Source organism: Staphylococcus sp. acrmy (assembly GCF_022690565.1).
Taxonomy (GTDB): domain Bacteria; phylum Bacillota; class Bacilli; order Staphylococcales; family Staphylococcaceae; genus Staphylococcus; species Staphylococcus caledonicus.
Map to the genome: position 1 here is coordinate 80,290 of NZ_JALCVE010000008.1, position 26,266 is coordinate 106,555.

General features: G+C 34.8%; 22 protein-coding genes, 1 rRNA gene and 1 pseudogene. 12 read left to right on the forward strand and 12 right to left on the reverse strand.

Translation table 11 applies throughout. The annotated features are described in order from the left end of the window. Window positions 1-15 precede the first annotated feature (15 nt). Entirely contained in the window at window positions 16-1,305 is a 1,290-nt protein-coding gene (agrC, locus tag FH144_RS09300; protein ID WP_242315344.1) for a quorum-sensing sensor histidine kinase AgrC, read from the forward strand. A gap of 12 nt (window positions 1,306-1,317) precedes the next feature. After that, window positions 1,318-2,034: a quorum-sensing response regulator AgrA gene (gene agrA, locus FH144_RS09305; RefSeq protein WP_242315346.1), complete on the forward strand. Its 717-nt coding sequence runs from the start codon at window positions 1,318-1,320 to the stop codon at window positions 2,032-2,034. Window positions 2,035-2,086: 52 nt separating this feature from the next. Here the strand turns inward: agrA and FH144_RS09310 are convergent, their stop codons facing one another. The 7 genes from FH144_RS09310 to FH144_RS09340 form a co-directional block, all read right to left on the reverse strand. Beyond that, entirely contained in the window at window positions 2,087-3,052 is a 966-nt protein-coding gene (locus FH144_RS09310) for a carbohydrate kinase family protein (RefSeq protein ID WP_242315348.1), read from the reverse strand. Then, complete coding sequence (locus FH144_RS09315) at window positions 3,053-4,540, reverse strand: sucrose-6-phosphate hydrolase (RefSeq protein ID WP_242315351.1); 1,488 nt, start codon at window positions 4,538-4,540, stop codon at window positions 3,053-3,055. A gap of 101 nt (window positions 4,541-4,641) precedes the next feature. Beyond that, window positions 4,642-5,592, reverse strand: coding sequence for a LacI family DNA-binding transcriptional regulator (locus tag FH144_RS09320; protein ID WP_242315353.1), 951 nt, complete (start codon window positions 5,590-5,592; stop codon window positions 4,642-4,644). Window positions 5,593-5,697: 105 nt separating this feature from the next. Further along, a complete protein-coding gene (locus FH144_RS09325) occupies window positions 5,698-6,942 on the reverse strand; it encodes an ammonium transporter (RefSeq protein ID WP_242315355.1) in 1,245 nt (414 codons plus the stop codon). Window positions 6,943-7,119: 177 nt separating this feature from the next. Further along, window positions 7,120-7,344 (reverse strand): sulfurtransferase TusA family protein, encoded by a 225-nt coding sequence (locus FH144_RS09330; RefSeq protein ID WP_107508267.1) that lies wholly within the window; start codon window positions 7,342-7,344, stop codon window positions 7,120-7,122. 19 nt (window positions 7,345-7,363) lie between these two features. Then, window positions 7,364-8,440, reverse strand: a complete 1,077-nt coding sequence (locus FH144_RS09335; RefSeq protein ID WP_277953165.1) for a YeeE/YedE family protein — start codon at window positions 8,438-8,440, stop codon at window positions 7,364-7,366. Window positions 8,441-8,686: 246 nt separating this feature from the next. After that, complete coding sequence (locus FH144_RS09340; RefSeq protein WP_107508265.1) at window positions 8,687-9,325, reverse strand: redox-sensing transcriptional repressor Rex; 639 nt, start codon at window positions 9,323-9,325, stop codon at window positions 8,687-8,689. 238 nt (window positions 9,326-9,563) lie between these two features. Between FH144_RS09340 and FH144_RS09345 the strand changes: the two genes are divergently transcribed. Continuing rightward, window positions 9,564-11,501: an ABC-F family ATP-binding cassette domain-containing protein gene (locus FH144_RS09345; protein WP_242315360.1), complete on the forward strand. Its 1,938-nt coding sequence runs from the start codon at window positions 9,564-9,566 to the stop codon at window positions 11,499-11,501. Window positions 11,502-11,933: 432 nt separating this feature from the next. On the opposite strand, the gene tsaD is transcribed toward FH144_RS09345, so the two are convergent. The 4 genes from tsaD to tsaE are packed head-to-tail and all read right to left on the reverse strand — an operon-like array spanning window position 11,934 to window position 14,496. Continuing rightward, window positions 11,934-12,959: a tRNA (adenosine(37)-N6)-threonylcarbamoyltransferase complex transferase subunit TsaD gene (tsaD, locus tag FH144_RS09350; RefSeq protein ID WP_242315362.1), complete on the reverse strand. Its 1,026-nt coding sequence runs from the start codon at window positions 12,957-12,959 to the stop codon at window positions 11,934-11,936. Then, entirely contained in the window at window positions 12,952-13,416 is a 465-nt protein-coding gene (gene rimI, locus FH144_RS09355; RefSeq protein ID WP_242315364.1) for a ribosomal protein S18-alanine N-acetyltransferase, read from the reverse strand. Before rimI ends, tsaD begins: the two co-directional genes overlap by 8 nt. Further along, window positions 13,389-14,054 (reverse strand): tRNA (adenosine(37)-N6)-threonylcarbamoyltransferase complex dimerization subunit type 1 TsaB, encoded by a 666-nt coding sequence (tsaB, locus tag FH144_RS09360; protein ID WP_242315365.1) that lies wholly within the window; start codon window positions 14,052-14,054, stop codon window positions 13,389-13,391. The genes rimI and tsaB overlap by 28 nt, the downstream gene beginning before the upstream one ends. Continuing rightward, entirely contained in the window at window positions 14,035-14,496 is a 462-nt protein-coding gene (gene tsaE / locus FH144_RS09365; RefSeq protein WP_242315367.1) for a tRNA (adenosine(37)-N6)-threonylcarbamoyltransferase complex ATPase subunit type 1 TsaE, read from the reverse strand. Before tsaE ends, tsaB begins: the two co-directional genes overlap by 20 nt. 524 nt (window positions 14,497-15,020) lie before the next feature. Here tsaE and ilvD point away from each other — a divergent pair. The 9 genes and pseudogenes from ilvD (at window position 15,021) to ilvA (ending at window position 25,706) form a co-directional block, all read left to right on the forward strand. After that, window positions 15,021-16,709: pseudogene (gene ilvD / locus FH144_RS09370) on the forward strand (dihydroxy-acid dehydratase). Window positions 16,710-16,726: 17 nt separating this feature from the next. Continuing rightward, the gene (gene ilvB, locus FH144_RS09375) at window positions 16,727-18,508 is read left to right on the forward strand and encodes a biosynthetic-type acetolactate synthase large subunit (protein WP_242315368.1); all 1,782 of its coding nucleotides are present in this window, start codon (window positions 16,727-16,729) and stop codon (window positions 18,506-18,508) included. Continuing rightward, complete coding sequence (locus FH144_RS09380) at window positions 18,505-18,753, forward strand: ACT domain-containing protein (RefSeq protein WP_107508257.1); 249 nt, start codon at window positions 18,505-18,507, stop codon at window positions 18,751-18,753. Before ilvB ends, FH144_RS09380 begins: the two co-directional genes overlap by 4 nt. Window positions 18,754-18,878: 125 nt before the next feature. Continuing rightward, the gene (gene ilvC / locus FH144_RS09385) at window positions 18,879-19,883 is read left to right on the forward strand and encodes a ketol-acid reductoisomerase (protein ID WP_242315370.1); all 1,005 of its coding nucleotides are present in this window, start codon (window positions 18,879-18,881) and stop codon (window positions 19,881-19,883) included. Window positions 19,884-19,902: 19 nt separating this feature from the next. Further along, a complete protein-coding gene (locus FH144_RS09390; protein WP_242315372.1) occupies window positions 19,903-21,438 on the forward strand; it encodes a 2-isopropylmalate synthase in 1,536 nt (511 codons plus the stop codon). After that, window positions 21,435-22,478 carry a 3-isopropylmalate dehydrogenase gene (gene leuB / locus FH144_RS09395; RefSeq protein ID WP_242315374.1) on the forward strand — a complete coding sequence of 348 codons (1,044 nt, stop codon included), beginning with the start codon at window positions 21,435-21,437 and terminating at the stop codon, window positions 22,476-22,478. Before FH144_RS09390 ends, leuB begins: the two co-directional genes overlap by 4 nt. Window positions 22,479-22,493: 15 nt before the next feature. Then, a complete protein-coding gene (gene leuC, locus FH144_RS09400; RefSeq protein ID WP_242315376.1) occupies window positions 22,494-23,864 on the forward strand; it encodes a 3-isopropylmalate dehydratase large subunit in 1,371 nt (456 codons plus the stop codon). A 2-nt stretch (window positions 23,865-23,866) separates the two neighbouring features. Further along, window positions 23,867-24,436 (forward strand): 3-isopropylmalate dehydratase small subunit, encoded by a 570-nt coding sequence (gene leuD, locus FH144_RS09405; RefSeq protein WP_242315378.1) that lies wholly within the window; start codon window positions 23,867-23,869, stop codon window positions 24,434-24,436. A 13-nt stretch (window positions 24,437-24,449) separates the two neighbouring features. Continuing rightward, the gene (gene ilvA, locus FH144_RS09410; protein WP_242315380.1) at window positions 24,450-25,706 is read left to right on the forward strand and encodes a threonine ammonia-lyase IlvA; all 1,257 of its coding nucleotides are present in this window, start codon (window positions 24,450-24,452) and stop codon (window positions 25,704-25,706) included. 469 nt (window positions 25,707-26,175) lie between these two features. Here ilvA and rrf read toward each other — a convergent pair. Further along, window positions 26,176-26,266, reverse strand: a 5S ribosomal RNA gene (gene rrf, locus FH144_RS09415); the annotation flags it as partial.

The window sequence follows — 26,266 nt, forward strand, 5'->3', positions numbered from 1 at the left end:
GAGTGTGGGAGAAATATGGATGTAATATCTAATGTGCCATTAGCTTTTTTTCAAGGATTTCTCTTATTTTTAATCGCTAAAATCATTTTAGACATAAAGTATACTTTAAGGGATTATTTAGCCATTTTAGTGGTTATAATCCCTTCTGCTTTTTTATATTATTTTATAGGTAGTATCTCAATTTTATACTTACTGATAGGTTGCGGATGCATCTTATATACCAAGGTAAAGCTTTATTCAGTAATAGCGGTTCTAAGCAGTGCTATCTTAATGTTTACTAGTAATTTTGTAGGTTTTTTAGTTGTAGTCTTTTTAGAAAAAATCGTACATAACACCTTAGTGGTTTTCGTGCTATTTATTATAGCTTTTTCTATCATTTCAATAGGACTCGCTTATTCATTTAGATTTTTACTAAAAAAATTAAAACAATCTTACTTATCTATTAATAGTACATATCTAACGGTTATTTCTGCAGTTTTAATCTTATCTTTTATAATTTTGTATGCTTATTCGCATATTACGAATGTAAGCGAAAATTCGATTAAATTATACGGCCTTATTTTCATTGGAATTATTTTTTCATTCACTATCATAATCACCTTCATTTCTCACTATACGTTACGTGAACTTCGTTATAAACGTAATGTTCAAGAGATTGAAACGTATTATGAATATACGTTACAAATCGAAGCAATTAATAATGAAATGCGGAAATTCAGACATGATTACGTGAATATTTTAACCACTATGTCGGAGTATATTAGAGAAAATGATATGAATGGCTTAAAAGAATACTTTGAAGACAATATCGTGCCGATGAAAGATAATCTGCAGATGAATTCGATTAAAATTAATGGTACTGAGAATTTAAAAGTACGAGCAATTAAAGGTCTCGTGACTACTAAGATTCTACAAGCTCAAGAAAAGAACATTCCTATTAGTATTGAGGTGCCAGAGTTAGTTGAACATATTGAAATGAATACGATTAATTTAAGTCGAGTGATTGGCATTATTATAGACAATGCTATAGAAGCGTCAGAAGATCTTGATGATGCCCTAATCAGAATTGCCTTTATCAATACCGAAGCCTCTGTCATGTTTATTGTGATGAACAAATGTAAAGAGAATATGCCACGTATTCACGAGTTGTTCCAAGAGCGCTTTTCAACTAAAGGAGAAAACCGTGGCTTAGGTTTAAGTACTTTGAAAGAAATTACAGATTCTACGGAAAATGTGTTATTAGACACTACCATCGAGAATGAATATTTCGTTCAAAAAGTAGAAATTATAAATAATATGTCATAAGGACGTGATATCTTGAAAATATTCATTTGTGAAGATGATGTTAAACAACGTGAAAATATGGTTTCAATTATTAATAATTACATAATGATTGAAGAGAAACCTATGGAAATCGCATTAGCTACAGATGATCCTTATGAAATTATCGAAAAGTCTAAAGAAACGAACGATGTAGGCTGTTACTTTTTAGATATTCAATTAGAAGCAGATATGAATGGAATCAAATTAGGGAGCGAGATACGTAGGTATGACCCTATTGGAAACATTATATTTGTGACTAGCCATAGTGAATTAACATATTTAACGTTTATTTATAAAGTATCGGCAATGGACTTCATTTTTAAAGATGATCCTGATCAATTAAAATCAAGAATTATTGATTGTTTAGAAACCGCACATACACGTTTAAAATTACTATCTAAAGAAAGTACGATTGAAACTATTGAATTAAAACGTGGCAGTAATTCAATTTATGTACAGTACGATGATGTGATGTTTTTCGAATCATCATCTAAATCTCATCGTCTCATTGCGCATCTTGATAATCGTCAAATCGAATTTTACGGTAACCTGAAAGAATTAGCGCAATTAGATGACCGCTTCTTTAGATGTCATAATAGTTTTGTAGTTAACCGTCACAATATAGAGTCGATTGATTCTAAAGAACGAGTGGTTAATTTTAAAAATGGCGAACACTGTTATGCTTCAGTTCGTAATGTTAAAAAAATATAATACATTAAAGCCAGCTGTTATCTTAATTATCAGCTGGCTTTATATTTATATGTTATTGTCTAAGTTCTTTCTCAACTTCTTCAAGTGTAGGGATACTTTCAATTGCGCCATATTGTGTAGCTACTTTAGCGGCTACTAAGTTACTAAACTCGAGGATGTTTTGTCCTTCATTTTCAAAAAGATCAGAAATAGTTGTGGTAGTACTGTTCAATATTCTACTTATTGCTGCGCCTATAAAGGCATCTCCAGCACCGGTTGTATCAATCGCTTTGACTTTGAAACCGTCATGATGAATGCTTGTGCCATCTTTAAGAATGATGCTTGCGCCTTTTGCACCTTGAGTGTAAATAACAGCTTCCACACTTCCTTGGAACAACGACTGTATCGCTCGTTGTTCATCTTGTTCTCCAGTTATAAATTCAATTTCTTCGTCAGAGACTTTTATAATATTAGCTTTAGGGATAAATTCTTGGATGGCTTGTTTACATGCTTCAGCGCTATCCCATAAAGGTAAGCGTACATTAGGGTCAAAGACGATTGTCCCCTCTGCTGCTTTAAATTTCTCAATCATCGTTCTATGTGCTTCTTTCATCTCACTTTCAACTAAATCGACTGAACAGAAGTGCATGATATCATTTTGATTAATTGTTATGTCATCTAAATATGCTGGCTTATACAGCATATCTGCTGAAGGTTTACGATAGAATGAGAAGTCCCGTTGTCCATCTTCTTTTAAACTCACAAATGCAAGAGCAGTATTAGCTATTTCTGTGCGTTTAATATATTGTGTCCCTACACCAATTTTATTGAGCGTCTCTACTATAATGTCCCCAAATGCGTCATTTCCCAGTTGTGTAACCATTTCAGCGTGTCCACCTAGTTTCTGTACCACACAGGCTACATTCGCTGGTGCACCCCCTACTTGGCGACTAAATTGTTCAACATCTTTTAATTCAGAATTTGTCACATTTGGAATAAAATCGATTAATGCTTCACCTAATGCATATAATGTTCTCATTTAATCCTCACCTTTAAGTTCATATTTTGTAAACTCTAAATAGACTTGTCTTGATTCAGTTGATGTCTTGATGCCTGTTGAAATGTCATCAGGAAAAATTCTTGAAGTAAGCACGCGTTCTCCATCATTACAAAATATTTCGATACTTGAGGTATCTACAAAAATTTGTAGTTGCTTTAACGGAGTATCTAAGGTAGTACGTCTTGTTACATCTTCTACATTATCTGGTAATAAGCCACTTTCAGAACGATCCAACGTGATAGTTTGTTGCTTACTATTGTACGTAATTAAAGTCGAATTTAATTTAGAAGTACGTAATTCAAAATAAAGTTCTGATGCTTCATTTTCCAATATATCAATGATTAGTTCATATTGTTTACCCTCATAAGGTCTTAGTGTAGTTGGAAATTTATTAGCATAGCCTAGTGCTGTTTCTTTATTTCGTCGTAATTTCTCTAGTGCTTTAAGCGGGCGTTGACGTAATTTGCCATCTTCAATAGTTAGTTCTCTTGGTATTGTTAAACAATGTGCCCATCCTTCACTATCAGTAGGATAATTGATTTCAGGTAAGCCCATCCAACCAATTAAAATACGTTTCCCATGTTCATCAGTAAACGTTTGAGGAGCATAGAAATCGAAACCATTATCAAGTTCTATAAATTCACCATGATTGAACTGAAGTGTTTCTAAGTCTAAATTTCCAATTAGATATCCCGATTGATAAATATTTCTAAATTTATCACCTTGAGCGTCAATACCTTGAGGACTAAATAAGATAACATCTTTATTATCTAATTCGAAGTAATCTGGACATTCCCACATAAAACCAAAGTCTTCTAGCTCAGTCTTCAACTCTCCTACTAATGTCCATTCCTCAAGCTGATTGTTCTCGGCTTTATATAGTAATAGTCGTCCTAGTTCTTCATTATTCTGTACACCTATAATCGCATAATACTGACCGTCTTTTTGAAATACTTTTGGATCTCGAAAATGACTAGTGTAACCCTCAGGTTGATGAGCTATGACTGGCTTGTCCAGTTTTTTAACAGTTCCATCTTCTTCTACTTTCGCTAGCATTTGACTCGCTACTCGATTCCAAGATTCATCTCGATGGTTACCGGTATACATATAATACAGTTGCCCTTCATATTCAAAAGCGCTACCACTATAGACGCCATGACTGTCATATAGCGTATCTGGCTTTAAGATAGCACCTTGAGGCTCAAAGGTTACTAAATCTTCACTAGTGTAATTAAACCAGTATTTTAACCCGTGAACAGCTCCTAAAGGAAACCACTGATGTGATACATAATATTTGCCCTTAAAATAGATTAATCCGTTTGGATCGTTAAGTAAGCCTGTTTCAGGTTGAATGTGAAATGTCTGACGATACATTGACGTTTCGACTTGTTGCTTTAAAGTATCTAGTTGTGATTGATCTACGTCTTCCAAACGACGATAGCGTTCTTCTCTTGACCACTCTGTCATATTAATCCTCCATTTATAGACAAATTGATATCTTCTTTATCTCTATTTTAGCATTGCGCATGGTATCGGTTCCATATATTTTAAATAAATACTTCTATTTTTTATATCTCAATCGATAATACCGTTTCTTGAACTACATTTTTTGAGAAAATTAATTCATGTAATTGTTTCATTGCTTGTTTACCAGCTTCAAAGTAATTAAATTTAACTGTTTTAATCGTTGGAGATACCAGTTGTGTCATCAGGTCTCCTCCAAAGCCATATATTTGTGGCATATCAGAACTATCGCCACTTTCAGAACAATACTTATGAATAGCTAACGCAATAGAATCTGTAGCCCCTATAAGAACATCCATTTTAGGTAAATCTTTTAATACTTCGGCTACGTCACGCATCGCCTCTTCATATTGGAACGACGTTTTAAAGAGCCGTGGTTTAATCTTATATGCGTGTAGCTCATCGATAATTCCTTGTTTCCGCTTCACACCTACTGCGATATCGTCTTCACTCACTCCAAAGAAACACGCTTCACGTAGTTGTTGTTGACCAATACGAGTACCCACGAGTTGACCTGCTTGGTAGTCGTCATGAATGACGCTATGTAATTTATCATGAGCTTGACCTACTAATATAACCGGCACATCTATCTTATCAATGACCTCTAAATGTTGAGCCGTTAAAGTAGTAGCCATTAGCACAATACCGTCTACTTTACTTCTCGAAAATGTTTCAAGTGCCATAATCTCAGCTTGAACATCTAAGCCAGTATAGTTTAATAGCAATTGATATTGATGTTCCTGACATACATCTACGATACCTTTTATCGTTTCATCAACAGCATGTGAATTCATTCTCGGTATGATGGCTCCGATTAAATTCGTATGTTTGGCTCTTAAACTTTGGGCAAATTGATTGGGTTGATAATTATGTTCAGCAATAATACGACTTAATTTTTCTTTAGTATGTGGACTGACTGATCCATCATTTAGGAAGCGGGAGACCGTACTTTTAGACACTCCCGCTAGCTTTGCGATATCTGATATATTTTTCATTAGTATAATCACCTAAATTAGTAACAATTTAAGATATATTTTATCACATATATAATCACTCAAAGTAAAATTTTGTTATAGTTTTTGAATTTTAAATGAAAATAATTAATATCTTTTATTTAATTTATTAAGTTCACCGTAGAAGTAAGCTTTTTCTCCATGAACAAGTTGATCTAAACCTCTCTCATTTTCTTCTTTAGTTATCGCTAATGGTGTACATTTTTGTAGTACTTTTCCAATTATCCAAGTTAAAACAATAGTATATAAGACAACCACTACCACTGCACTTAATTGAATTAATACTGTATGTAAATGGCCGTTGTAAACGAAACCATTGATAACATCAGGATTAACTTCTTTCGATTGAAATACGCCGGTTAAGACTGCTCCTACTACGCCACCAGCTCCATGGATACCAAATGCATCTAATGTATCATTATATTTAAATTTTTCTTTAATCACATTAATTACAATGTAGCAAACGACGCCACCAATCATAGAAATAATATAGGCATTAAAATAATTAACGTAACCAGCAGCCGGTGTAATCGCTACTAAACCAGCAAGCATACCTGATAACAACCCAAGTAAACTCAATTTTCTAGTCAAAATATATTCGAGCACTAACCAACTAAAAGCGCCACCACTCGCTGCAATGACAGTATTCACAAATGAAACAAGCGCGATATTGTTGAATGCGTAGGCACTGCCAGTATTAAATCCATACCATCCTATCCATACTAAAATACCACCAATTAAAGTAATTAATAAATTATGCGGTTGGATTTTTTCAGTGTCTTTATTTTTGCCGAGCATTATAGCAAGAATAAGTCCTGATACACCTGAGGTAATATGTGCAACTGTTCCTCCGGCATAATCAAGTGCATCTAGTTGTTGAATCCAACCGCCACCCCACACCCAATGTGCTACTGGAGAATAAATCAGTACCACCCAAACTAAAATAAAAATAATAAATGGGATAAATTTCATACGTTCTGCAATAGAGCCTGAGAGTATTGAAATAGCAATCGTGCAGAACATCATTTGGAATAACATAAACAAAGCGAATGGGATATGCGGACTTAATTGTTCATTAATACCAAATCCTACATGTTGTAACCCTAAAAATTCAAAATCTCCTATCACTAGATTCCCTGTTCCAAAACTTAATGAGAATCCAACCGTAATCCATACGAAAGTAACGATAATCATTGCTGCCATACTTTGCATTACTGTATTAAGTACGTTCTTCGATTGGACAAGCCCTCCGTAAAAAAGACTTAATCCTGGTGTCATAAGCCATACGAGTAAAGTACAAAGAAATAAAAAAATTGTGTCATCCATCTTCATTATTACCACTTCCTTTGAAAATATCATAATGATACATTTCGAAGTTGGCAAAAATACGTAAGATAAAATGACACAATTTGTAACTAAATATAACATAATCATATTGGGACTTGTTAATCTTTTCAATTATTAAAAATTGATTACTAGCGTCCCAACTGAATTAAATTTATCACATCATTATGCTTTTTGAACTGTAATCGTCCATGAAGCGTCGTCAAGTTGTTCATAATTTGTAACAGGATAACCTTGTTCAGCTGCCCAGTTAGGAATCGCTTCAGTGGCTTGTGTGCAGTCGAAATCAATTTTTAATTCATCGCCATTATCTAATGACTGCATTTTCTTTTGTGCTTCGATTAATGGGAATGGACATACCATACCTACTGTACCTAATTCATATAACATCTTTATTCCTCCTTAAAATTTAAGTCGTTTGAGGTTGTTGTGATACAGATTGAGTAGATTGTTTTTGTAACTTTTTCATAGGTCTTACAAAAATGAAATAACTCATAAACCAAGTACCTAAAATCATAGATACTAAACCAATCCAACCTTGCCAGCTTAACGCTGCTGTTTCAACTAGACCATTACCAATTGAACAACCGCCTGCTACTGAAGCACCGAATCCCATGCAGATGCCTCCGATAGCACTGTTACGGATTGTAATTTTGTCTGGTAAACGCCATTTAAATTCTTTAGCACCTCTAGCCGCTATATATGAACCAGCAAATATTCCTAGGATTAAAAATACACCCCAGTCTATAAATTTTAAATCTCCAGTTATTAAAAATTGAATTAAATTCGCAGATGGTGTTGTAATACCTAGACCGCCTTCACGACCTGTTGAATAGCTCATCGGCCAAGCGATTAATGCAATGATTCCCACTGCAATACCAGCTAAAAATGGATGATATCGCTTTTCAAACAAATAGTGTCTTATGCCAGTATATTTCTGTTTAAGTTTAGACACAGCTACTTTTGGTTTAGGTTTGCGCAATGTACGCACAACTAATGTAATTGTAATAATTAATAAAACTAAGACTAAAATCCACGCTGGAATACCAGTCGTTTGTGACATACTTGCATTAACATTTGTCGGTGTATTGACCTTTTCCATTAAAGGAAGTAAAATACCCGTCTTCGTAACTGCAGCGGATAAAGCATATAAAATTAAGGCTACCCAGCTACCAATAAGGCCTTCGCCAGCTCGGTACCAAGTTCCTGTTGCACATCCTCCAGCTAAAACAATACCGATACCAAAAATAAATGAACCGATAATTGTCCCGATTACTGGAAATGTTTCATGAGCTATTGTTATGACTCCGAAACTCGTTAAAGCTAATAAGCCGATACTTTGAACGGTAATGGCTACTAATAAAGCATAAAACATTTTATTATTCTTTTGCACATACATATCTCTAAAGCCACCTGTTAAGCAAAAACGTGTACGTTGCATAACAAAGCCTAGTAGTATTCCTACGATAAGACCGCTAATAATCATCCATGTCAAAAGCAATTCATCCTTTCCCGATTAATTTACTAAGATATTATAATAGAAAGTTACACTTTTGGCAATACAAGACGGTTATTTACATTAGTGAACATCATTTATTGGTTTGCAAGATCACAAATTATTAATGTCTTAGTCTTTTATTTTTATAAAATTATAGTTAGACATAAATAAAGCTCTTTAATCTATGGATGCGATTAAAGAGCCTTACTTATTTCTCTGTCATTTTTGTCGTATTTAATTTGAATAATTTTTCATAAAGAATAGTAGTGATTGAAGTTCAATACCTAAATCTATATGATGAACTTGTACGCTACTTGGCGTTTCAACTCTAGCTGGTGTAAAATTTAAGATACCTTTCACATTTGCTTCTACTAAGTTATCAACTACTTGTTGAGCTACATTTTCAGGAGTAGTGAGGATAACCACACTAATTCCTTTCGATTCGAGAACTTCTTTTAAATTATCCATATCGTGAATCGTTACATCGCCTATTTGAGTTCCAATGATGTTTGAATCAATGTCAAAGGCTTCAGTAATTGTCATTTCATCGTGTATAGAAAAGTTATACGTTAGAAGTGCACGTCCTAAGTTACCAACACCTACGATGCCAATGTAAATATTATCACTGTCACTAAGTTCTGATTTGAAGAATTCTAGTAAGCTATCAATATTATAGCCATAACCTTTTTTACCTAATTCTCCAAAATAAGAAAAGTCTCTTCTAATAGTGGCCGACTCTATATTGAGTGCTTCGCTAATCGTTTTAGAGTTCACTCGATCAATTCCTTTAGACTTCAAAGTATTAACGAATCTATAATATAACGGTAGTCGTTTCAAGGTTGCACGAGGAATCTTAGCATGATTTTGAGCCATTTTTTGTGTCCCCCTTTTGTTTGAATTTTTAATCTATGTATCCAAACTAATTAGAGTGCAATTAGTCATTACTGTGAAATCTATATTATGCCCTATAATGAATACTGGAATATTATACCTTAACACTTTTTAAAAATAAATATCTTAGTTTCATGAAAATATGTTATACGGTAAAATATAGAGTAATATACAACGGAAAATTTAAAATAAAATAATAAATATAGAAAGGTGAAACTTAATGATACTCTTGCAATTAAACGATATTTCGAAGTCGTTCGACGGTGAAGATATATTCACACGTGTTAATTTCGAAGTTAAGACCGGAGAACGAATTGGCGTCGTTGGTCGAAATGGTGCCGGCAAGTCTACATTAATGAAAATTATTGCAGGTGTTGAAGATTACGATAGTGGCCATATTTCTAAAATTAAAAATCTTAGTATCGGCTATTTAACTCAACAAATGACTTTAAATTCATCAGCTTCAGTTTTTGAAGAAATGTCGAAGCCATTTGAACATATTAAAAAGATGGAAGCTTTAATTAAAGAAGAAACGGATTGGTTAGCAATACATGCTAACGACTATGAAACCACTGAATATCAGCAACACATGGAGCGTTATGAATCTTTATCTAATCAATTTGAACAATTAGATGGCTATCAATACGAAAGTAAAATTAAATCAGTGTTACATGGACTTAATTTTACTGAAGAAGATTTTAATAAACCTATCAACGACTTTAGTGGCGGACAAAAAACACGCTTATCTCTTGCACAAATGTTACTAAGCGAACCCGATTTATTACTACTGGATGAACCGACGAACCATTTAGACTTAGAAACGACTCAATGGCTAGAAGATTATTTAAAGTATTTTAATGGCGCAATAGTTATTATTAGTCACGATCGTTATTTCCTAGATAAGATTGTTACTCAAGTATATGACGTTGCATTAGGTGATGTTAAACGCTATGTAGGTAATTATGAACAATTTATAACACAACGTGATAAATACTATGAAAGTCGTATGCAAGAATATGAGAAGCAACAAGAAGAAATTAAACGTCTTGAAACATTTGTTGAAAAAAATATTACACGTGCATCCACAAGTGGTATGGCTAAGAGTCGTCGCAAAACATTAGAAAAAATGGAACGCATTGATAAACCAATGTTAGATGCTAGAAGTGCTAATATTCAATTTGGTTTTGAACGTAATACGGGTAATGACGTCATGCATGTGCGTGACCTAGAAATTGGTTATAGCTCCCCTATTACTCAACCTATTAATTTTGAAGTTTCAAAAGGCGACCATATTGCAATTATCGGACCAAATGGCGTAGGAAAAACGACTTTGATTCAAACGATTGCGAATCGTCAACGTAAATTAGGTGGCGAAGTCACATTTGGGGCTAATTTACAAATTGGTTATTATGATCAAAAACAAGCTGAATTTAAATCAAGTAAGACCATCTTAGATTACGTATGGGATCAATATCCTAATATGAATGAGAAAGATGTGCGTGCGGTACTTGGTCGTTTCTTATTCGTACAAGACGATGTTAAAAAAATTATTAACGATTTATCCGGTGGGGAAAAAGCCCGCTTACAACTAGTCTTACTTATGCTACAAAGAGATAATGTGTTAATCCTTGATGAACCGACGAACCATTTAGATATCGATTCAAAAGAAATGTTAGAACAAGCCTTACAATATTTTGAAGGTACTATTTTATTCGTTTCCCATGACCGTTATTTTATAAATCAATTGTCTAATAAAGTCTTTAATCTCAACAGTGAGGGTGGGAAAATGTATCTAGGCGATTATCAGTATTATATTGAAAAAACAGAAGAAGCAACTGCGTTAAAAGCTTTCGAAGCGGAACGCAATCCAAGTGATACATCATCTTCTCAACCTGATAATGAAAAGTTAAACAATGCCTATGACACTCAAAAACAACAACGCAGAGAACAACGAAAACTAGAACGTCAAATTGAACAGTGTGAAACTAAAATTGAAGAATATGAAGAATATATTTCACAAATTGACGAACTACTCACCCAACCTGAAGTATTTAGTGATCCTGAAAAATCAGCAGAATATGCAAATCAAAAACAAGAAACCGAACAAAAATTAGAACAAGTTATGGTAGAATGGGAAGAATTACAAGAAAAGTTATAATACACTTTATCAATCCAATAACTAGGAAAAGTTCACAAACTTTTTCTAGTTATTTTTATTCGATTTCACTCAGAATGTTATAAACAGTAAAAACCTTATAATAACAACTATCCACAAAGTTATCCTAGTTATCCACAAGTAATATGTAACTTATTTACATTTCTTTTACACAAAATTTAAGCTATATCCACACTGTTAAACACCGTTTATCCACAACTTATACACTTTCTGTTGATAAGTACACACGTTCCCTATTGACTTGGGCATAGTATTTAGACGTCCTAATTATCTCTATTCTTAATTTTTTTCTTCTTTTACCGTAGACAATTGGATATAAAAAATACGTTGTTTAATAACTAATTACTTTACAAATAAAGCGCTAAGCTATTATCAATTACTGATAGTTAGCTTAACGCTTTTATTAGATTCCTTTTATTCAATTGTAGCTTCTTCAATATCAATGTTGTTTTGACCATTTAAATCTAATCCTGCTGTAATACCCGCTTCATAGAAGTAATAACCCGCTGCACCAATCATCGCTGCATTATCTGTACAAAGTTTTGGGCTTGGAATAGATAGTTTAATGTCATTTTCTTCACATAACTCAGTTAGACGCTGACGTAAGCCTTTATTACTTGCGACACCACCTGCAACAATTAAGCGTTTTACATCATATTCCTGACACGCTTTAACTGCTTTAGTACTTAATACATCAACGACGCTTTGTTGAAAGCTCGTAGCCACATCTGCTTTAATAATCTCTTCATTTTTTTGACGTTGATTATGCAATTTATTAATAACTGCACTTTTCAAGCCACTAAAACTAAAATCATAGCTATCTTTTTCTAACCAAACTCTTGGAAAATGATACGTGTCATTACCAGTAGCGGCTAATTTATCAATTTCCGGTCCTCCTGGATAAGGTAAATCAATCGTGCGTGCAACTTTATCATAGGCCTCGCCTACTGCATCATCACGCGTTTCACCAATCACTTCGAAATTCATATGTGATTTCATATAAACTAGTTCAGTGTGGCCACCTGATACAATTAATGCCATTAAAGGAAATGTTAACGGATCTTCAGTGTTATTAGCATAAATATGGCCGGCGATATGATGAACAGGAATGAGCGGTTTATCATAGGCAAAAGCTAACGCCTTCGCAGCATTAATGCCGATTAATAATGCGCCAATGAGTCCTGGCCCTTGTGTAACTGCCACCGCATCAATCTCTTCCATCGTCACATTTGCAGCTTCAAGTGCCTCTTCCACCGTTGCTGTGATACCTTCCACGTGATGTCGACTCGCCACTTCTGGAACTACTCCGCCAAAGCGCTTATGACTCTCAATTTGACTTAATATAATATTAGAGAGTATCGTTTTACCATTTTCTACAATACTCACACTTGTTTCGTCACAACTTGTTTCTATAGCTAAGATTAGTACGTTCTCATTCATTTAAATTCACCCACATCACTAATGCATCCTCGCCTTCTCCATAATAGTTCTTTCGTTTACCACCAAATTGAAATCCTAGATTGGTATATACATGTTGTGCCACAACGTTAGTGACTCTAACCTCTAAACTCATGACTTCGCATGTATGTCTAGCATAATCCATTACATATTTGAGTAATAATTGCCCTAAGCCATAACCTCTATAATCTTTGCGTATAGCTACCGTAGTAATCTGTGCTTGATCAATCACTATCCATACGCCTAGATAACCGATAATTTCATTTTGGAAAATGATTACAAAATATTTAGCGAAATGATTCTCGTTAAGTTCATGATAAAATGCATCGATTGTCCATGAACTATCATTAAAACTTTCTCGTTCTATATCAAAAACACTTGGCACATCGTCAACTTGCATTGCTCTAATTGTTAATTCTGATTCTGTTGGTTTAACCAATTGCGTTCCGCCTCTGATAATTTAATATAATTTGGTACAAATGAATGAATATTTTCAGGTTGAGTAATAAGCTCTTTCATTACTTGAGCTTGTGGTAGATTATCAATGATTTGTCCATTAAGCTTATCTGCCAACTTGCTAGCATCTTGCCCAATAAAAATATAAGACTGATTGAGGTCGGCTAGTTTCACATGAAGGTCATTAAGTGACAGGTATTGATCTTCTAATATAGTTGTTAATTGACCATCTAAATATTGATAAATGCCTGTGTAAACCGCTTCACGTCGTGCATCAAATATAGGGACTAATAATCTATCGTCTTTATTTTCGATAGTTGCTGCTAAGGCTTTAAGAGAAGATACACCATATAAATCTGTTTCTAAAGCATAGGCTAGCGTTTTCGCTTTAGTAACACCAATTCTCACTCCGGTATACGACCCTGGCCCTTTCGCTACTACAATACCATCAATTTCTCTTTTGTTAATACTTACTTGGTCAAACAAACTTTTGATTCCTGGCATAAGTTGGCTTGAATGATCTTGTTTACTATCAGTTGTCAGTTCAGCGAGTACTTCGTCATCTGATGTTAACGCTATAGACATAGGTCGGTTAGACGTATCAATTAATAGTAATTTCATGCTCCACTGCCTCCTTTATTAAATTGTAATGCTTCCCAATAGCTTGAATATCTATATCACGCGTAGTTTCATTAACGGTTTTAATATGAATCGTTAATTGTTCTTGAGGTAATAAATCTTGGATAAATTGACTCCATTCAATAACTGTAATTGCCTCATCTTCAAAATATTCATCAAACCCTAAATCTTCATCTGAATCTTCGAGACGATAACAGTCCATATGGTGTAGTTTTAATTTACTACCTTTATAAGATTTAATTATATTAAAGGTTGGCGAATTAATGTTTCTCTTTACGCCAAGATGCTTTCCTATAAATTGAGTTAAAGTCGTTTTGCCAGCACCTAAGTCACCATTTAATAGAATGACATCTTTAGCGTGTAAATGTTGAACTAGTATTTCAGCAAAATGATTCATTTCATCTAAATTTTTAATACGTATCATTAGTCCTACGCTCCTATTCATACTATTTTAAATACAAATTATAGAACTTTATAGTTGCAGTTAGTCACTTCAATATCAATTTCATTGAAATAGTGATTGATATTAAGGAGATTTTGTACGAAATTTTAACTTATTAATTGTAACAAAATTTAGTTAAAATTTCTCACCATTCATATAAAAATTAATCAAACTATAATTTTTAGAAAATTCTAAAAAGAGTATTGACTTAGAATATCTATTGTAGTAAATTAAGTTTATCAAATTTTTAAACAATTCTAATTATTTAAATAACTACCATTCAAGGAAGGAGTATAATAAAATGACTCAACTTACATATCTACCACATAATGTAACTGACAATTTAATTATTATTTTATTATACTCGCAAGGGCTGGAACTTTAGTGTAGAAACATACTAAACGTTTAAGTCCTATTTCTCATTGAATGGGACTTACAGACGTCCCAATTATTTATTGGGGCGTCTTTTTATTTTGATAATAAAAGATTTTACGGGGGAATTATTAATGAGAAGTGACATGATAAAAAAAAGTGATCATCAAGCACCAGCTAGAAGTCTTTTACACGCTACAGGCGCACTTAAAAATCCAACTGATATGAACAAACCATTTGTAGCTATTTGTAATTCGTATATTGATATTGTGCCAGGTCACGTTCATTTGCGTGAATTAACAGATATTGCTAAGGAGGCAATCCGTGAGGCAGGCGCCATTCCATTCGAATTTAACACAATCGGTGTCGATGATGGTATCGCTATGGGACACATTGGCATGCGTTACTCCCTTCCATCTCGTGAAATCATTGCAGATGCTGCTGAAACCGTTATAAATGCCCATTGGTTTGATGGTGTATTTTATATTCCTAACTGCGACAAGATTACGCCAGGTATGTTACTTGCTGCTGTTAGAACAAACGTGCCGGCTATCTTCTGTTCTGGTGGTCCTATGAAAGCTGGTTTATCTGCACAAGGTAAAGCACTAACATTGTCATCAATGTTTGAAGCGGTCGGAGCTTTTAAAGAAGGTTCAATTTCTAAAGAAGAATTCTTAGATATGGAGCAAAATGCTTGCCCTACTTGTGGTTCTTGCGCAGGAATGTTTACAGCTAATTCAATGAACTGCCTTATGGAAGTATTAGGTTTAGCACTTCCATATAATGGCACAGCACTTGCGGTAAGTGAACAACGTCGCGAAATGATACGAGAAGCTGCATTTAAATTAGTAGAGAATATTAAGAAAGATATTAAACCACGTGACATTGTTACTCGCGAAGCAATTGATGATGCCTTTGCCTTAGATATGGCCATGGGTGGTTCTACTAATACTGTCCTTCATACCTTATCTATCGCTAATGAAGCTGGTATTGAGTATGATTTAGAACGCATTAATGAGATTGCTAAAAAAACACCTTATTTATCTAAGATTGCACCAAGTTCTTCATACTCAATGCATGATGTTCATCAAGCTGGCGGTTGTCCGTCCATCATTAATGAACTTATAAAAAAAGAAGGTACACTTCACCCTGATCGTATTACAGTGACTGGCAAAACATTACGTGAGAATAACCAAGGTAAAGAAATCCAAAACTTTGATGTTATTCATCCACTAGATAATCCATATGACAAAGAAGGCGGACTGTCAGTCTTATTCGGTAATCTAGCACCTAAAGGGGCAGTAATTAAAGTCGGTGGTGTGGACCCATCTATCAAAACATTTACTGGTCAAGCCATCTGTTTTGATTCACATGATGCAGCGGTTGAAGCTATCGATAATAAAACTGTGCGTTAAGGTCATGTAGTGGTAATTCGATACGAAGGCCCTAAAGGCGGACCAGGTATGCCAGAAATGTTGGCACCAACTTCTTCAATTGTAGGTAGAGGACTTGGTAAGGACGTAGCCCTTATAACTGATGGCCGATTTTCAGGAGCAACAAGAGGTATTGCCGTTGGACATATTTCACCTGAGGCAGCATCTAATGGCCCTATCGGTTTAATACGAGACGGCGATGAAATTACCATTGATTTAATCAACCGTACACTTGATGTAAATCAACCTCAAGAAAAACTTTATAAACGTAGAGAAGAATTAGAACCATTTAAAGCAAAAGTAAAAACAGGATACTTAGCAAGATATACTGCATTGGTTACAAGTGCAAATACTGGTGGCATCATGCAAGTCCCTGAAAATCTTATCTAATATAAGGAGTGTTCACTATGAATAATAAGGAAAGTAATGTACTTAATCCAGAAGCAACTGTAGACCCTGTACAATATACAGAAACGTTAGAACCACAAGCACTTGAAGAAGAAACGTTAAATGCATTGCGTACAGGCTCAGAATTATTAGTAGAAGCATTATTACACGAAGATGTGGATTTCATCTTCGGTTATCCTGGTGGCGCCGTTTTACCTCTATATGACACTTTTTATGACGGTAAAATTAAACATATTTTAGCACGACATGAGCAAGGCGCGACACATGCTGCAGAAGGTTATGCACGTGTCTCTGGTAAAACTGGAGTGGTCGTAGTAACTAGTGGTCCTGGAGCTACGAATGCGATTACTGGAATCACAGATGCTTATAGTGATTCCCTACCATTAGTCGTATTTACTGGCCAAGTAGCAACGCCAGGTATCGGAATAGATGCTTTCCAAGAAGCTGATTTATTATCTATGACTACGCCAATTACAAAAGCAAATTATCAAGTGAAAAATGTAGACGACATCCCTCGAATCATTCACGAAGCCTTTTACCTAGCTAACTCAGGTCGTAAAGGCCCAGTGGTAGTAGATTTCCCAAAAGATATGGGTGTACTTTCTACAACTGCACCACTTGAAAATGAAGTAAACTTACCTGCTTACCATGTTGAAAAAGAAGTTAACGAAACTGATATTAAACAATTATCAGACTATCTAGCTAAAGCTCAAAAACCACTAGTTTTAGCTGGTGCAGGTATTAATCACTCTAAATCAAATACGTTATTAACCGACTTTGTCACACAGCATCAAATTCCAGTTGTAACGACATTGCTTGGATTAGGCGCAATTTCATATGAAAGTCCCCTATTCTTAGGTATGGGCGGAATGCATGGATCATACGCTAGTAACATGGCACTTACAGAATGTGATTTACTCATCAATTTTGGTAGCCGTTTTGATGATCGTCTTGCAAGTAACCCAAATGAATTTGCGCCTAATGCGACTATTGTCCACGTTGATATCGATGAGTCAGAAATTAATAAAGTCATCGCTACAGATTTAGGTATAGTTGCAGATTGTAAAAAAGTTCTAGAAGCTTTATCACACACACATACAGCTACTGACTCTCATAAAGAATGGATCGAGCATTGTCGTGAGAATAAATCACTTCATCCATTTAAATATAGTAAAGCAGACGAAACATTTTGCAGACCTCAAGAAGCAATTGAATATATCGGTAAGATTACACATGGTGATGCTATTGTTACCACTGATGTAGGTCAACATCAAATGTGGGCTGCTCAATTCTATCCATTTAAAAATTATGGCCAGTGGGTTACAAGTGGTGGCTTAGGAACTATGGGCTTTGGTATTCCATCAGCTATTGGTGCTCAATTAGCTGCACCTGATAAAACGGTAGTTTGTTTCGTAGACGATGGTGGATTCCAAATGACTAATCAGGAAATGGCACTACTCCCTGAATATAATTTAAATGTCAAAATTGTATTAATTAATAACGGAACATTAGGTATGGTAAAACAATGGCAAGATAAATTCTTTAATAAACGTTTTTCTCATTCAGTCTTTAATGATCAACCTGATTTCATGAAAATGGCAGAGGCGTACGGCGTACAAGGTTACTTAATTGATCAACCAAATAAATTAAAAGAAACACTAGATGAAGCTTTCGCATATGAGGGCCCTGCATTAATTGAAGTGAGAATCTCACCTACTGAACCTGTAAATCCAATGATTCCAAGTGGTAAAGCAAACCATGAAATGGAGGGTCTTGAATGAAGCGAACATTACATTTAAAAGTTACAGATCGAGTAAGCACTTTAAACCGTATTACTAGTGCATTTGTAAGACTACAATATAATATCAATGAATTAACAGTTAAACCTGCAAAAGAACAAGGATTCTCAGATATGTTTATTGTGGCAGATATCGAAGATGAAAAGATTTTAAAAGTTCTTATCGCCAAATTAAGAAAACAAGTAAGCGTATTAGAAATCAAAGATGTTACACCTGAGGAAGTTTAAATAAATCTACATTGATGCGCTAGCATGATAAATAAAAGATATTGAATGTCTATCATCAACATGCGTAGATTTTATATCTATAAAAGTTAGAATATTCAAATTATTTTAAAATTGGAGGAAGTATTATGACAAAAGTTTATTATAATGATTCAGTTAAAAAAGACGCATTACAAGGTAAAAAAATCGCAATCGTAGGTTATGGTTCTCAAGGACATGCACACGCACAAAACCTTAAAGATAATGGTTATGACGTAGTGGTTGGTATCCGCCCTGGTAAATCTTTTGACCAAGCAAAAAAAGATGGATTTGAAGCCTTTCCAGTTGGCGAAGCAGTAAAACAAGCTGACGTAGTAATGGTGTTATTACCAGACGAAATCCAAGGTAACGTTTATAAAAATGAAATTGAACCTAATTTAGAAGCTGGTAATGCCCTAGCATTTGCACATGGATTTAACATTCACTTTGGCGTTATCGAACCACCTGCCGATGTAGATGTATTTTTAGTTGCTCCTAAAGGGCCTGGCCATTTAGTTCGTCGTACATTTGTTGAAGGTACTGCTGTACCAGCATTATTTGGCGTTCAACAAGATGCTTCAGGTAATGCACGTGATATTGCCTTAAGTTACGCCAAAGGTATCGGTGCAACACGAGCTGGTGTTATCGAAACTACATTTAAAGAAGAAACTGAAACAGACTTATTCGGTGAACAAGCTGTATTATGTGGCGGTATCCACAAATTAATCCAAAGTGGTTTTGAAACTTTAGTAGAAGCTGGCTATCAAAAAGAACTAGCTTATTTCGAAGTATTACATGAAATGAAATTAATCGTTGATTTAATGTATGAAGGCGGTATGGAAAATGTTCGTTATTCTATCTCAAATACTGCTGAATTCGGAGACTATGTTTCTGGACCTAGAGTTATCACTCCAGACGTAAAAGATAACATGAAAAAAGTTTTAGACGATATTCAAAATGACAACTTTGCTAATCGTTTTGTTAAAGATAATGAAAATGGCTTTAAAGAATTTTATGAATTACGTGAACAACAACATGGTCACGAAATTGAAGCGGTTGGTCGTGACCTAAGAGAAATGATGCCGTTTATTAAATCTAAAAGTATTCAACAATAATTAGTAAGGAGTGATTGAAATGAAGAGCCATATTCAAATTTTCGATACTACGTTGAGAGATGGTGAACAAACACCAGGTGTGAGTTTTTCATTTGATGAACGTTTAAAGATAGCTAAACAACTTGAAAAATGGGGAGTCGATGTCATTGAAGCTGGCTTCCCCGCTTCAAGCTCTGGAAGTTTCAAATCTGTTCAGGCAATATCTAAGGCTTTAACTACTACAGCAGTTTGTGGATTAGCACGTTGTAAACAATCCGATATCGATGCAGTCTATGAAGCAACTAAAGATGCTATACACCCTCGTGTACATGTATTTATAGCAACTTCACCTATCCACTTAGAACACAAATTAAAAATGTCTCAAGATGAAGTTTTAGAAAGTATTACCAAACATGTAAGCTACGCTAAACAATTCTTAGATGTTGTTCAATTCTCACCAGAGGATGCGTCAAGAACAGATATTGCATTTTTAATTAAATGTGTTCAAACAGCTGTTGATGCAGGTGCAAGTATTATTAATATTCCTGATACAGTGGGCTATAGCTATCCAACTGAATATGGCCTCATTTTTAAATCTTTACTAGAACATGTTAAATCAGAACACAAAGTGATTTATAGTGCACATTGCCATGATGACTTAGGTATGGCGTTAGCTAATAGCTTAGCCGCAATTGAAAATGGCGCAGAACGTATTGAAGGCACCGTTAATGGTATTGGTGAACGTGCAGGTAATACTGCCTTAGAAGAGCTAGCTTTAGCGCTTTATGTCCGTCGAGATCACTACGGTATTGAAACACAGTTAAACCTGGCTGAAACTAAAAATACTTCAGATATCATCTCAAGATATGCAGGTATTCGCGTGCCTAAAAATAAAGCGATTGTAGGCCAAAATGCTTTTAGTCATGAATCAGGTATTCATCAAGATGGTGTACTTAAAAATCCTGAAACCTATGAAATTATGACGCCACAATTAGTAGGTATTAGTAAAAATGAATTACCTCTAGGCAAACTATCAGGTAAACATGCGTTTAGTGAGAAGCTTAAATCTTTAGGCTATGATATCAAAGCAGAAGATCAAGTCACATTATTTAAGCAATTTAAAGCGATTGCTGATAAGAAAAAAGATGTCTCTGATAGAGATATTCACGCGCTAATTCAAGGTTCTGAACATGAACAAAATTCAATTTATCATCTTGAAACATTACAACTTCAATTTGTATCACACGGATTACAAAGTGCTGTAGTTGTTATTAAAGATAAAGATGGTAATACGTATCAAGATTCAAGTATTGGTACAGGATCTATTGTTGCAATTTATAATGCAGTTGACCGCATTTTCAAAAAAAAGAGTGAATTGGTTGATTATCGAATTGATTCGGTTACAGAAGGCACCGATGCGCAAGCTGAAGTGCATGTAGATCTTAAAATTGAAGGTCAACCAGTCAACGGTATTGGTATCGATCATGATATCTTACAAGCGTCTTGCAAAGCTTATGTCGAAGCACATGCAAAATATGTTTCAGAATTCATTGAGAAAGAAGGCACCCAAGTATGACATATAATATTGTAGCGTTACCAGGAGACGGGATTGGTCCTGAGATTCTTAACGGTAGTATAGAACTATTAGATCTTATTAGTAAAAAATATGATATTTCTTATACCCTCAAGAATTTTAATATTGGAGGAACAGCTATCGATTCACATGGCACTCCCCTTCCTGATGAAACATTAACTGCTTGTGAACAAGCTGATGCGATTTTACTCGGCGCTGTTGGCGGACCTAAGTGGACTGACCCTAACAATCGACCAGAACAAGGTCTACTTGCTTTGCGAAAAGGTCTAGGATTGTTTGCTAATATCCGACCAACCAAAGTTACTGATGGTACAAGTCATTTTTCTCCATTGAAAAAAGAACGTGTAGAAGGTACCGATTTAGTAATCGTACGTGAATTGACTAGTGGTATCTATTTCGGAGAACCTCGTCAAATTAGCGATACTGCTGCATTAGATTCTCTTACTTATACCAAGGCAGAAATTGAAAGAATAGCTAGAGTGGCATTTGAATTAGCAAATAATCGCAAGAAAAAATTAACTTCTGTAGATAAAGAGAATGTACTAGCTTCTAGTAAATTATGGAGAAAAACAATCAATGAAGTAAGTAAAGACTATCCTGAAGTAGAACTAAATCACTTACTTGTAGATGCGTGTAGCATGCATTTAATTACAAATCCTACACAATTTGACGTCATCGTTACTGAAAATTTATTTGGTGATATCTTAAGTGACGAAGCCTCGGTTATCCCCGGGTCACTAGGTTTGTCCCCTTCTGCCAGTTTTAGTCAAGAAGGGCCAAGATTATATGAACCTATACATGGCTCGGCACCTGATATCGCTAATAAAAATATCGCTAATCCATTCGGCATGGTTCTTTCTCTTGCGATGTGTTTACGTGAAAGTTTAGAACAAGAAGATGCTGCATTAGAATTAGAACAATCTGTCTTCAACTTAATTAGAAAAGGTATAACAACGCAAGATTTAGGTGGCACTTGTACTACTACTGAAATCTTCAATCATTTAAAAGCCAATTATCAATAAAGGGGGAATAATTTTATGGGGCAAACACTATTCGATAAAGTTTGGAATAAGCATGTTTTAACTGGAAAAGAAGGTGAACCTCAACTTTTATATATAGATTTGCATTTGATTCATGAAGTTACTTCTCCTCAAGCTTTTGAAGGATTGAGACTACAGAATCGTAAATTAAGACGTCCAGATTTAACTTATGCAACATTAGATCATAATGTGCCTACGATTGATATTTTTAATATTAAAGACGAAATTGCAAATAAACAAATTACCACATTACAAAAGAATGCTAAAGATTTTGGTGTGCATATATTTGATATGGGTTCAGATGAACAAGGTATTGTACATATGGTGGGTCCTGAAACTGGTCTCACACAACCGGGCAAAACTATCGTCTGTGGTGATTCCCATACAGCTTCGCATGGAGCCTTTGGAGCTATAGCTTTTGGAATAGGTACTAGTGAAGTTGAGCATGTTTTTGCTACTCAAACACTTTGGCAAACTAAACCTAAAAATCTAAAAATTGATATTAACGGTAAACTTCAACCTGGCGTTTACGCTAAAGATATTATTTTATATTTGATTAATAAGTATGGTGTCGATTTCGGTACAGGCTATGCTCTGGAATTTACTGGAGAAACTATCAAATCTTTGTCAATGGAAGCTCGTATGACGATTTGTAATATGGCAATCGAAGGTGGCGCTAAATACGGTATTATGCAGCCTGATGATGTGACCTTCGACTATGTTAAAGGTCGTCCTTACGCTCACAACTATAATCATTCCCTTCTTGAATGGCGTCAATTATATTCAGATGCGGATGCAATTTTCGATAAAGTAATTGAACTAGATGTAACTGATTTAGAACCACAGGTAACTTGGGGTACTAATCCAGAAATGGGTGTAGGAGTGAATAGTCCTTTTCCAGAAATAAAAAATATTAACGATGAACGTGCATATCATTATATGGATTTACAACCTGGACAAACAGCTTCTGATATTGATTTAGGCTATGTATTCTTAGGATCATGTACAAACGCTAGACTTTCAGACTTAATTGAAGCAAGCCGTATTGTAGAGGGGAAACAAGTTCATCCTAATATTACAGCTATCGTAGTCCCTGGTTCACGTACTGTCAAAAAAGAAGCTGAAGCAATTGGATTAGATAAAATATTTAAAGATGCTGGGTTTGAGTGGAGAGAACCGGGTTGTTCAATGTGTTTAGGTATGAATCCAGACCAAGTTCCAGAGGGCGTTCATTGTGCATCAACAAGTAATCGTAACTTTGAAGGCCGACAAGGTAAAGGTGCTAGAACTCACCTAGTCTCTCCAGCTATGGCTGCTGCAGCTGCTATTCATGGCAAATTTGTTGATGTAAGAAAGGTGGTCGTATAGTTATGGATATCCAACCTATCCCAACTTATACTGGAAAAATTGTACCTTTACTCAACGATAATATTGATACTGACCAAATTATTCCTAAAGCCCATTTAAAGCGTATTACTAAAAGTGGCTTTGGTCCCTTTGCTTTTGATGAATGGCGCTATCTAGCTGATGGCTCTGACAATCCTGATTTTAATCCAAATAAACCGCAATATGCTGGAGCTTCAATTTTAATTACAGGAGATAATTTCGGTTGTGGTTCTAGTCGTGAACATGCTGCATGGGCATTAAAAGACTATGGTTTCAATATTATTATTGCTGGTAGTTTCAGTGACATCTTTTACATGAACTGTACTAAGAATGGGATGTTACCAATTGTATTAGATGAGGATGCTAGAAATTATTTAGCAACTCAGGAAGAAATAACTGTAGATTTACCAAACCAAAATGTTTCTAGCAAAGATAAAACATTTAACTTTTCAATTGATGAAACTTGGAAAAATAAATTGGTAAATGGTTTAGATGATATTGCAATTACACTTCAATATGAAGAACTTATAGAAAAATATGAAAAAATGAAGTAAGGATGGGTATATTATGACAGTAAAGATGACAGTGAGTGCTAAAGATATAGATGAAGCCTATTTAAGAATTAAAGATATTGTAAAAGAAACGCCTTTACAGTATGATCACTATCTTTCACAAAAATATGACTGTAACGTATATTTAAAAAGAGAAGATTTACAATGGGTGCGCTCTTTTAAGTTACGAGGTGCTTATAATGCAATCTCAGTATTAGATGATAATGCGAAAGCGAAAGGTATTACCTGTGCAAGTGCCGGAAATCATGCTCAAGGTGTAGCCTATACAGCTAAGGCGTTAAATTTAAACGCTGTAATCTTTATGCCAGTTACTACCCCATTACAAAAAGTTAATCAGGTTAAATTTTTTGGTGCAGATAATGTTGAAATTATTTTAACTGGAGATACATTTGATGATTGTCTTAAAGAGACGTTACAATATACTGATAAAAATCAAATGACGTTTATCGACCCTTTTAATAATATTAATACTATTTCTGGCCAAGGAACATTGGCTAAAGAAATCTTAGAACAAGCGGAGCAAGATAATGTAACATTTGATTATCTCTTTGCAGCAATTGGTGGTGGCGGCTTAATTTCAGGGGTTAGTACTTATATGTCTCAATATAGTCCTAATACTCAAATTATTGGCGTAGAACCTGCAGGCGCAAGTAGTATGTATGAATCTGTAGTCGTTCATAATAAAGTAGTTACTTTAGATCATATTGATAAATTTGTAGATGGCGCCTCTGTTGCCCGTGTAGGCGATATTACATTTGATATTGCTAAACACAATGTAAATGACTATATCCAAGTTGATGAAGGCGCAGTATGTTCTACAATTCTCGATATGTATTCAAAACAAGCTATTGTTGCGGAACCAGCTGGTGCCTTAAGTGTGGCTGCGTTAGACTTCTATCGTAACGAAATTAAAGGTAAAACCATTGTTTGTGTTGTTAGTGGTGGTAACAATGATATTAACCGTATGAAAGAAATTGAAGAGCGTTCTCTTCTGAAACATTATTTCATACTTAATTTCCCACAACGTCCTGGAGCGCTTAAGGAATTTGTAAACGATGTATTAGGCCCTCAAGATGATATCACTAAATTTGAATATTTAAAGAAATCATCGCAAAATACTGGTACTGTTATCATCGGTATTCAACTAAAAAACCATGAAGATTTAACTCAACTAAAAAATAATGTAAATCATTTTGACCCTTCAAATATCTATATCAATGAAAATAAAATGCTATATTCATTATTGATTTAACAATAGATTTAGAAGTGCTATTGATGAATAAATTACTGAGAAGCTAGGTGTACATTTTAAATGTATATCTGGCTTCTTATTTTTTATTATTCATTACGGGAATGTTTGCTTTGTTTTTTATTTTTTAATTTACTTGCTTAGTAATATTATACTCTACTCTAGCGGAACGTAATCTGCTACCATCGGCGCTATGGAGCTTCCTTTGCTTTGAGGCAAGCGTTCGCATCTTTCTTCATTTTCGTCTCTCGTTGGCTCATTTAGCGCAACTAAATTCGCTTCTCTCTTTTCTCAATTCATCAGCTTCAATCGCTTTCTCTTCGCAAAGCTAAATAGACGCTGGCATATTCTCTCCGAAGTTTATAAATCTTATTTTCTTACTTACTTTCTTTTTGCCTTCGGCTTGAGTTTTATATGTTTTCTTTTACTTAAAAATAGACATAAAAAAAGAGACCTTTCGGTCTCAATATTTGCCTGGCAACGTCTTACTCTAGCGGAACGTAAATCCAACTACCATCGGCGCTAAGGAGCTTAACTTCTGTGTTCGGCATGGGAACAGGTGT

What these genes read in the sequence shown, in the direction of transcription:
- agrC (WP_242315344.1), top strand. Translation starts at nt 16, where the DNA reads ATGGATGTAATATCTAATGTGCCATTAGCTTTTTTTCAAGGATTTCTC.
- FH144_RS09310 (WP_242315348.1), bottom strand. Translation starts at nt 3,052, where the DNA reads ATGAGAACATTATATGCATTAGGTGAAGCATTAATCGATTTTATTCCA.
- FH144_RS09315 (WP_242315351.1), bottom strand. Translation starts at nt 4,540, where the DNA reads ATGACAGAGTGGTCAAGAGAAGAACGCTATCGTCGTTTGGAAGACGTA.
- FH144_RS09320 (WP_242315353.1), bottom strand. Translation starts at nt 5,592, where the DNA reads ATGAAAAATATATCAGATATCGCAAAGCTAGCGGGAGTGTCTAAAAGT.
- FH144_RS09325 (WP_242315355.1), bottom strand. Translation starts at nt 6,942, where the DNA reads ATGAAGATGGATGACACAATTTTTTTATTTCTTTGTACTTTACTCGTA.
- FH144_RS09330 (WP_107508267.1), bottom strand. Translation starts at nt 7,344, where the DNA reads ATGTTATATGAATTAGGTACAGTAGGTATGGTATGTCCATTCCCATTA.
- FH144_RS09335 (WP_277953165.1), bottom strand. Translation starts at nt 8,440, where the DNA reads ATGATTATTAGCGGTCTTATCGTAGGAATACTACTAGGCTTTGTTATG.
- FH144_RS09340 (WP_107508265.1), bottom strand. Translation starts at nt 9,325, where the DNA reads ATGGCTCAAAATCATGCTAAGATTCCTCGTGCAACCTTGAAACGACTA.
- FH144_RS09345 (WP_242315360.1), top strand. Translation starts at nt 9,564, where the DNA reads ATGATACTCTTGCAATTAAACGATATTTCGAAGTCGTTCGACGGTGAA.
- tsaD (WP_242315362.1), bottom strand. Translation starts at nt 12,959, where the DNA reads ATGAATGAGAACGTACTAATCTTAGCTATAGAAACAAGTTGTGACGAA.
- tsaB (WP_242315365.1), bottom strand. Translation starts at nt 14,054, where the DNA reads ATGAAATTACTATTAATTGATACGTCTAACCGACCTATGTCTATAGCG.
- tsaE (WP_242315367.1), bottom strand. Translation starts at nt 14,496, where the DNA reads ATGATACGTATTAAAAATTTAGATGAAATGAATCATTTTGCTGAAATA.
- ilvB (WP_242315368.1), top strand. Translation starts at nt 16,727, where the DNA reads ATGAATAATAAGGAAAGTAATGTACTTAATCCAGAAGCAACTGTAGAC.
- FH144_RS09380 (WP_107508257.1), top strand. Translation starts at nt 18,505, where the DNA reads ATGAAGCGAACATTACATTTAAAAGTTACAGATCGAGTAAGCACTTTA.
- ilvC (WP_242315370.1), top strand. Translation starts at nt 18,879, where the DNA reads ATGACAAAAGTTTATTATAATGATTCAGTTAAAAAAGACGCATTACAA.
- FH144_RS09390 (WP_242315372.1), top strand. Translation starts at nt 19,903, where the DNA reads ATGAAGAGCCATATTCAAATTTTCGATACTACGTTGAGAGATGGTGAA.
- leuB (WP_242315374.1), top strand. Translation starts at nt 21,435, where the DNA reads ATGACATATAATATTGTAGCGTTACCAGGAGACGGGATTGGTCCTGAG.
- leuC (WP_242315376.1), top strand. Translation starts at nt 22,494, where the DNA reads ATGGGGCAAACACTATTCGATAAAGTTTGGAATAAGCATGTTTTAACT.
- leuD (WP_242315378.1), top strand. Translation starts at nt 23,867, where the DNA reads ATGGATATCCAACCTATCCCAACTTATACTGGAAAAATTGTACCTTTA.
- ilvA (WP_242315380.1), top strand. Translation starts at nt 24,450, where the DNA reads ATGACAGTAAAGATGACAGTGAGTGCTAAAGATATAGATGAAGCCTAT.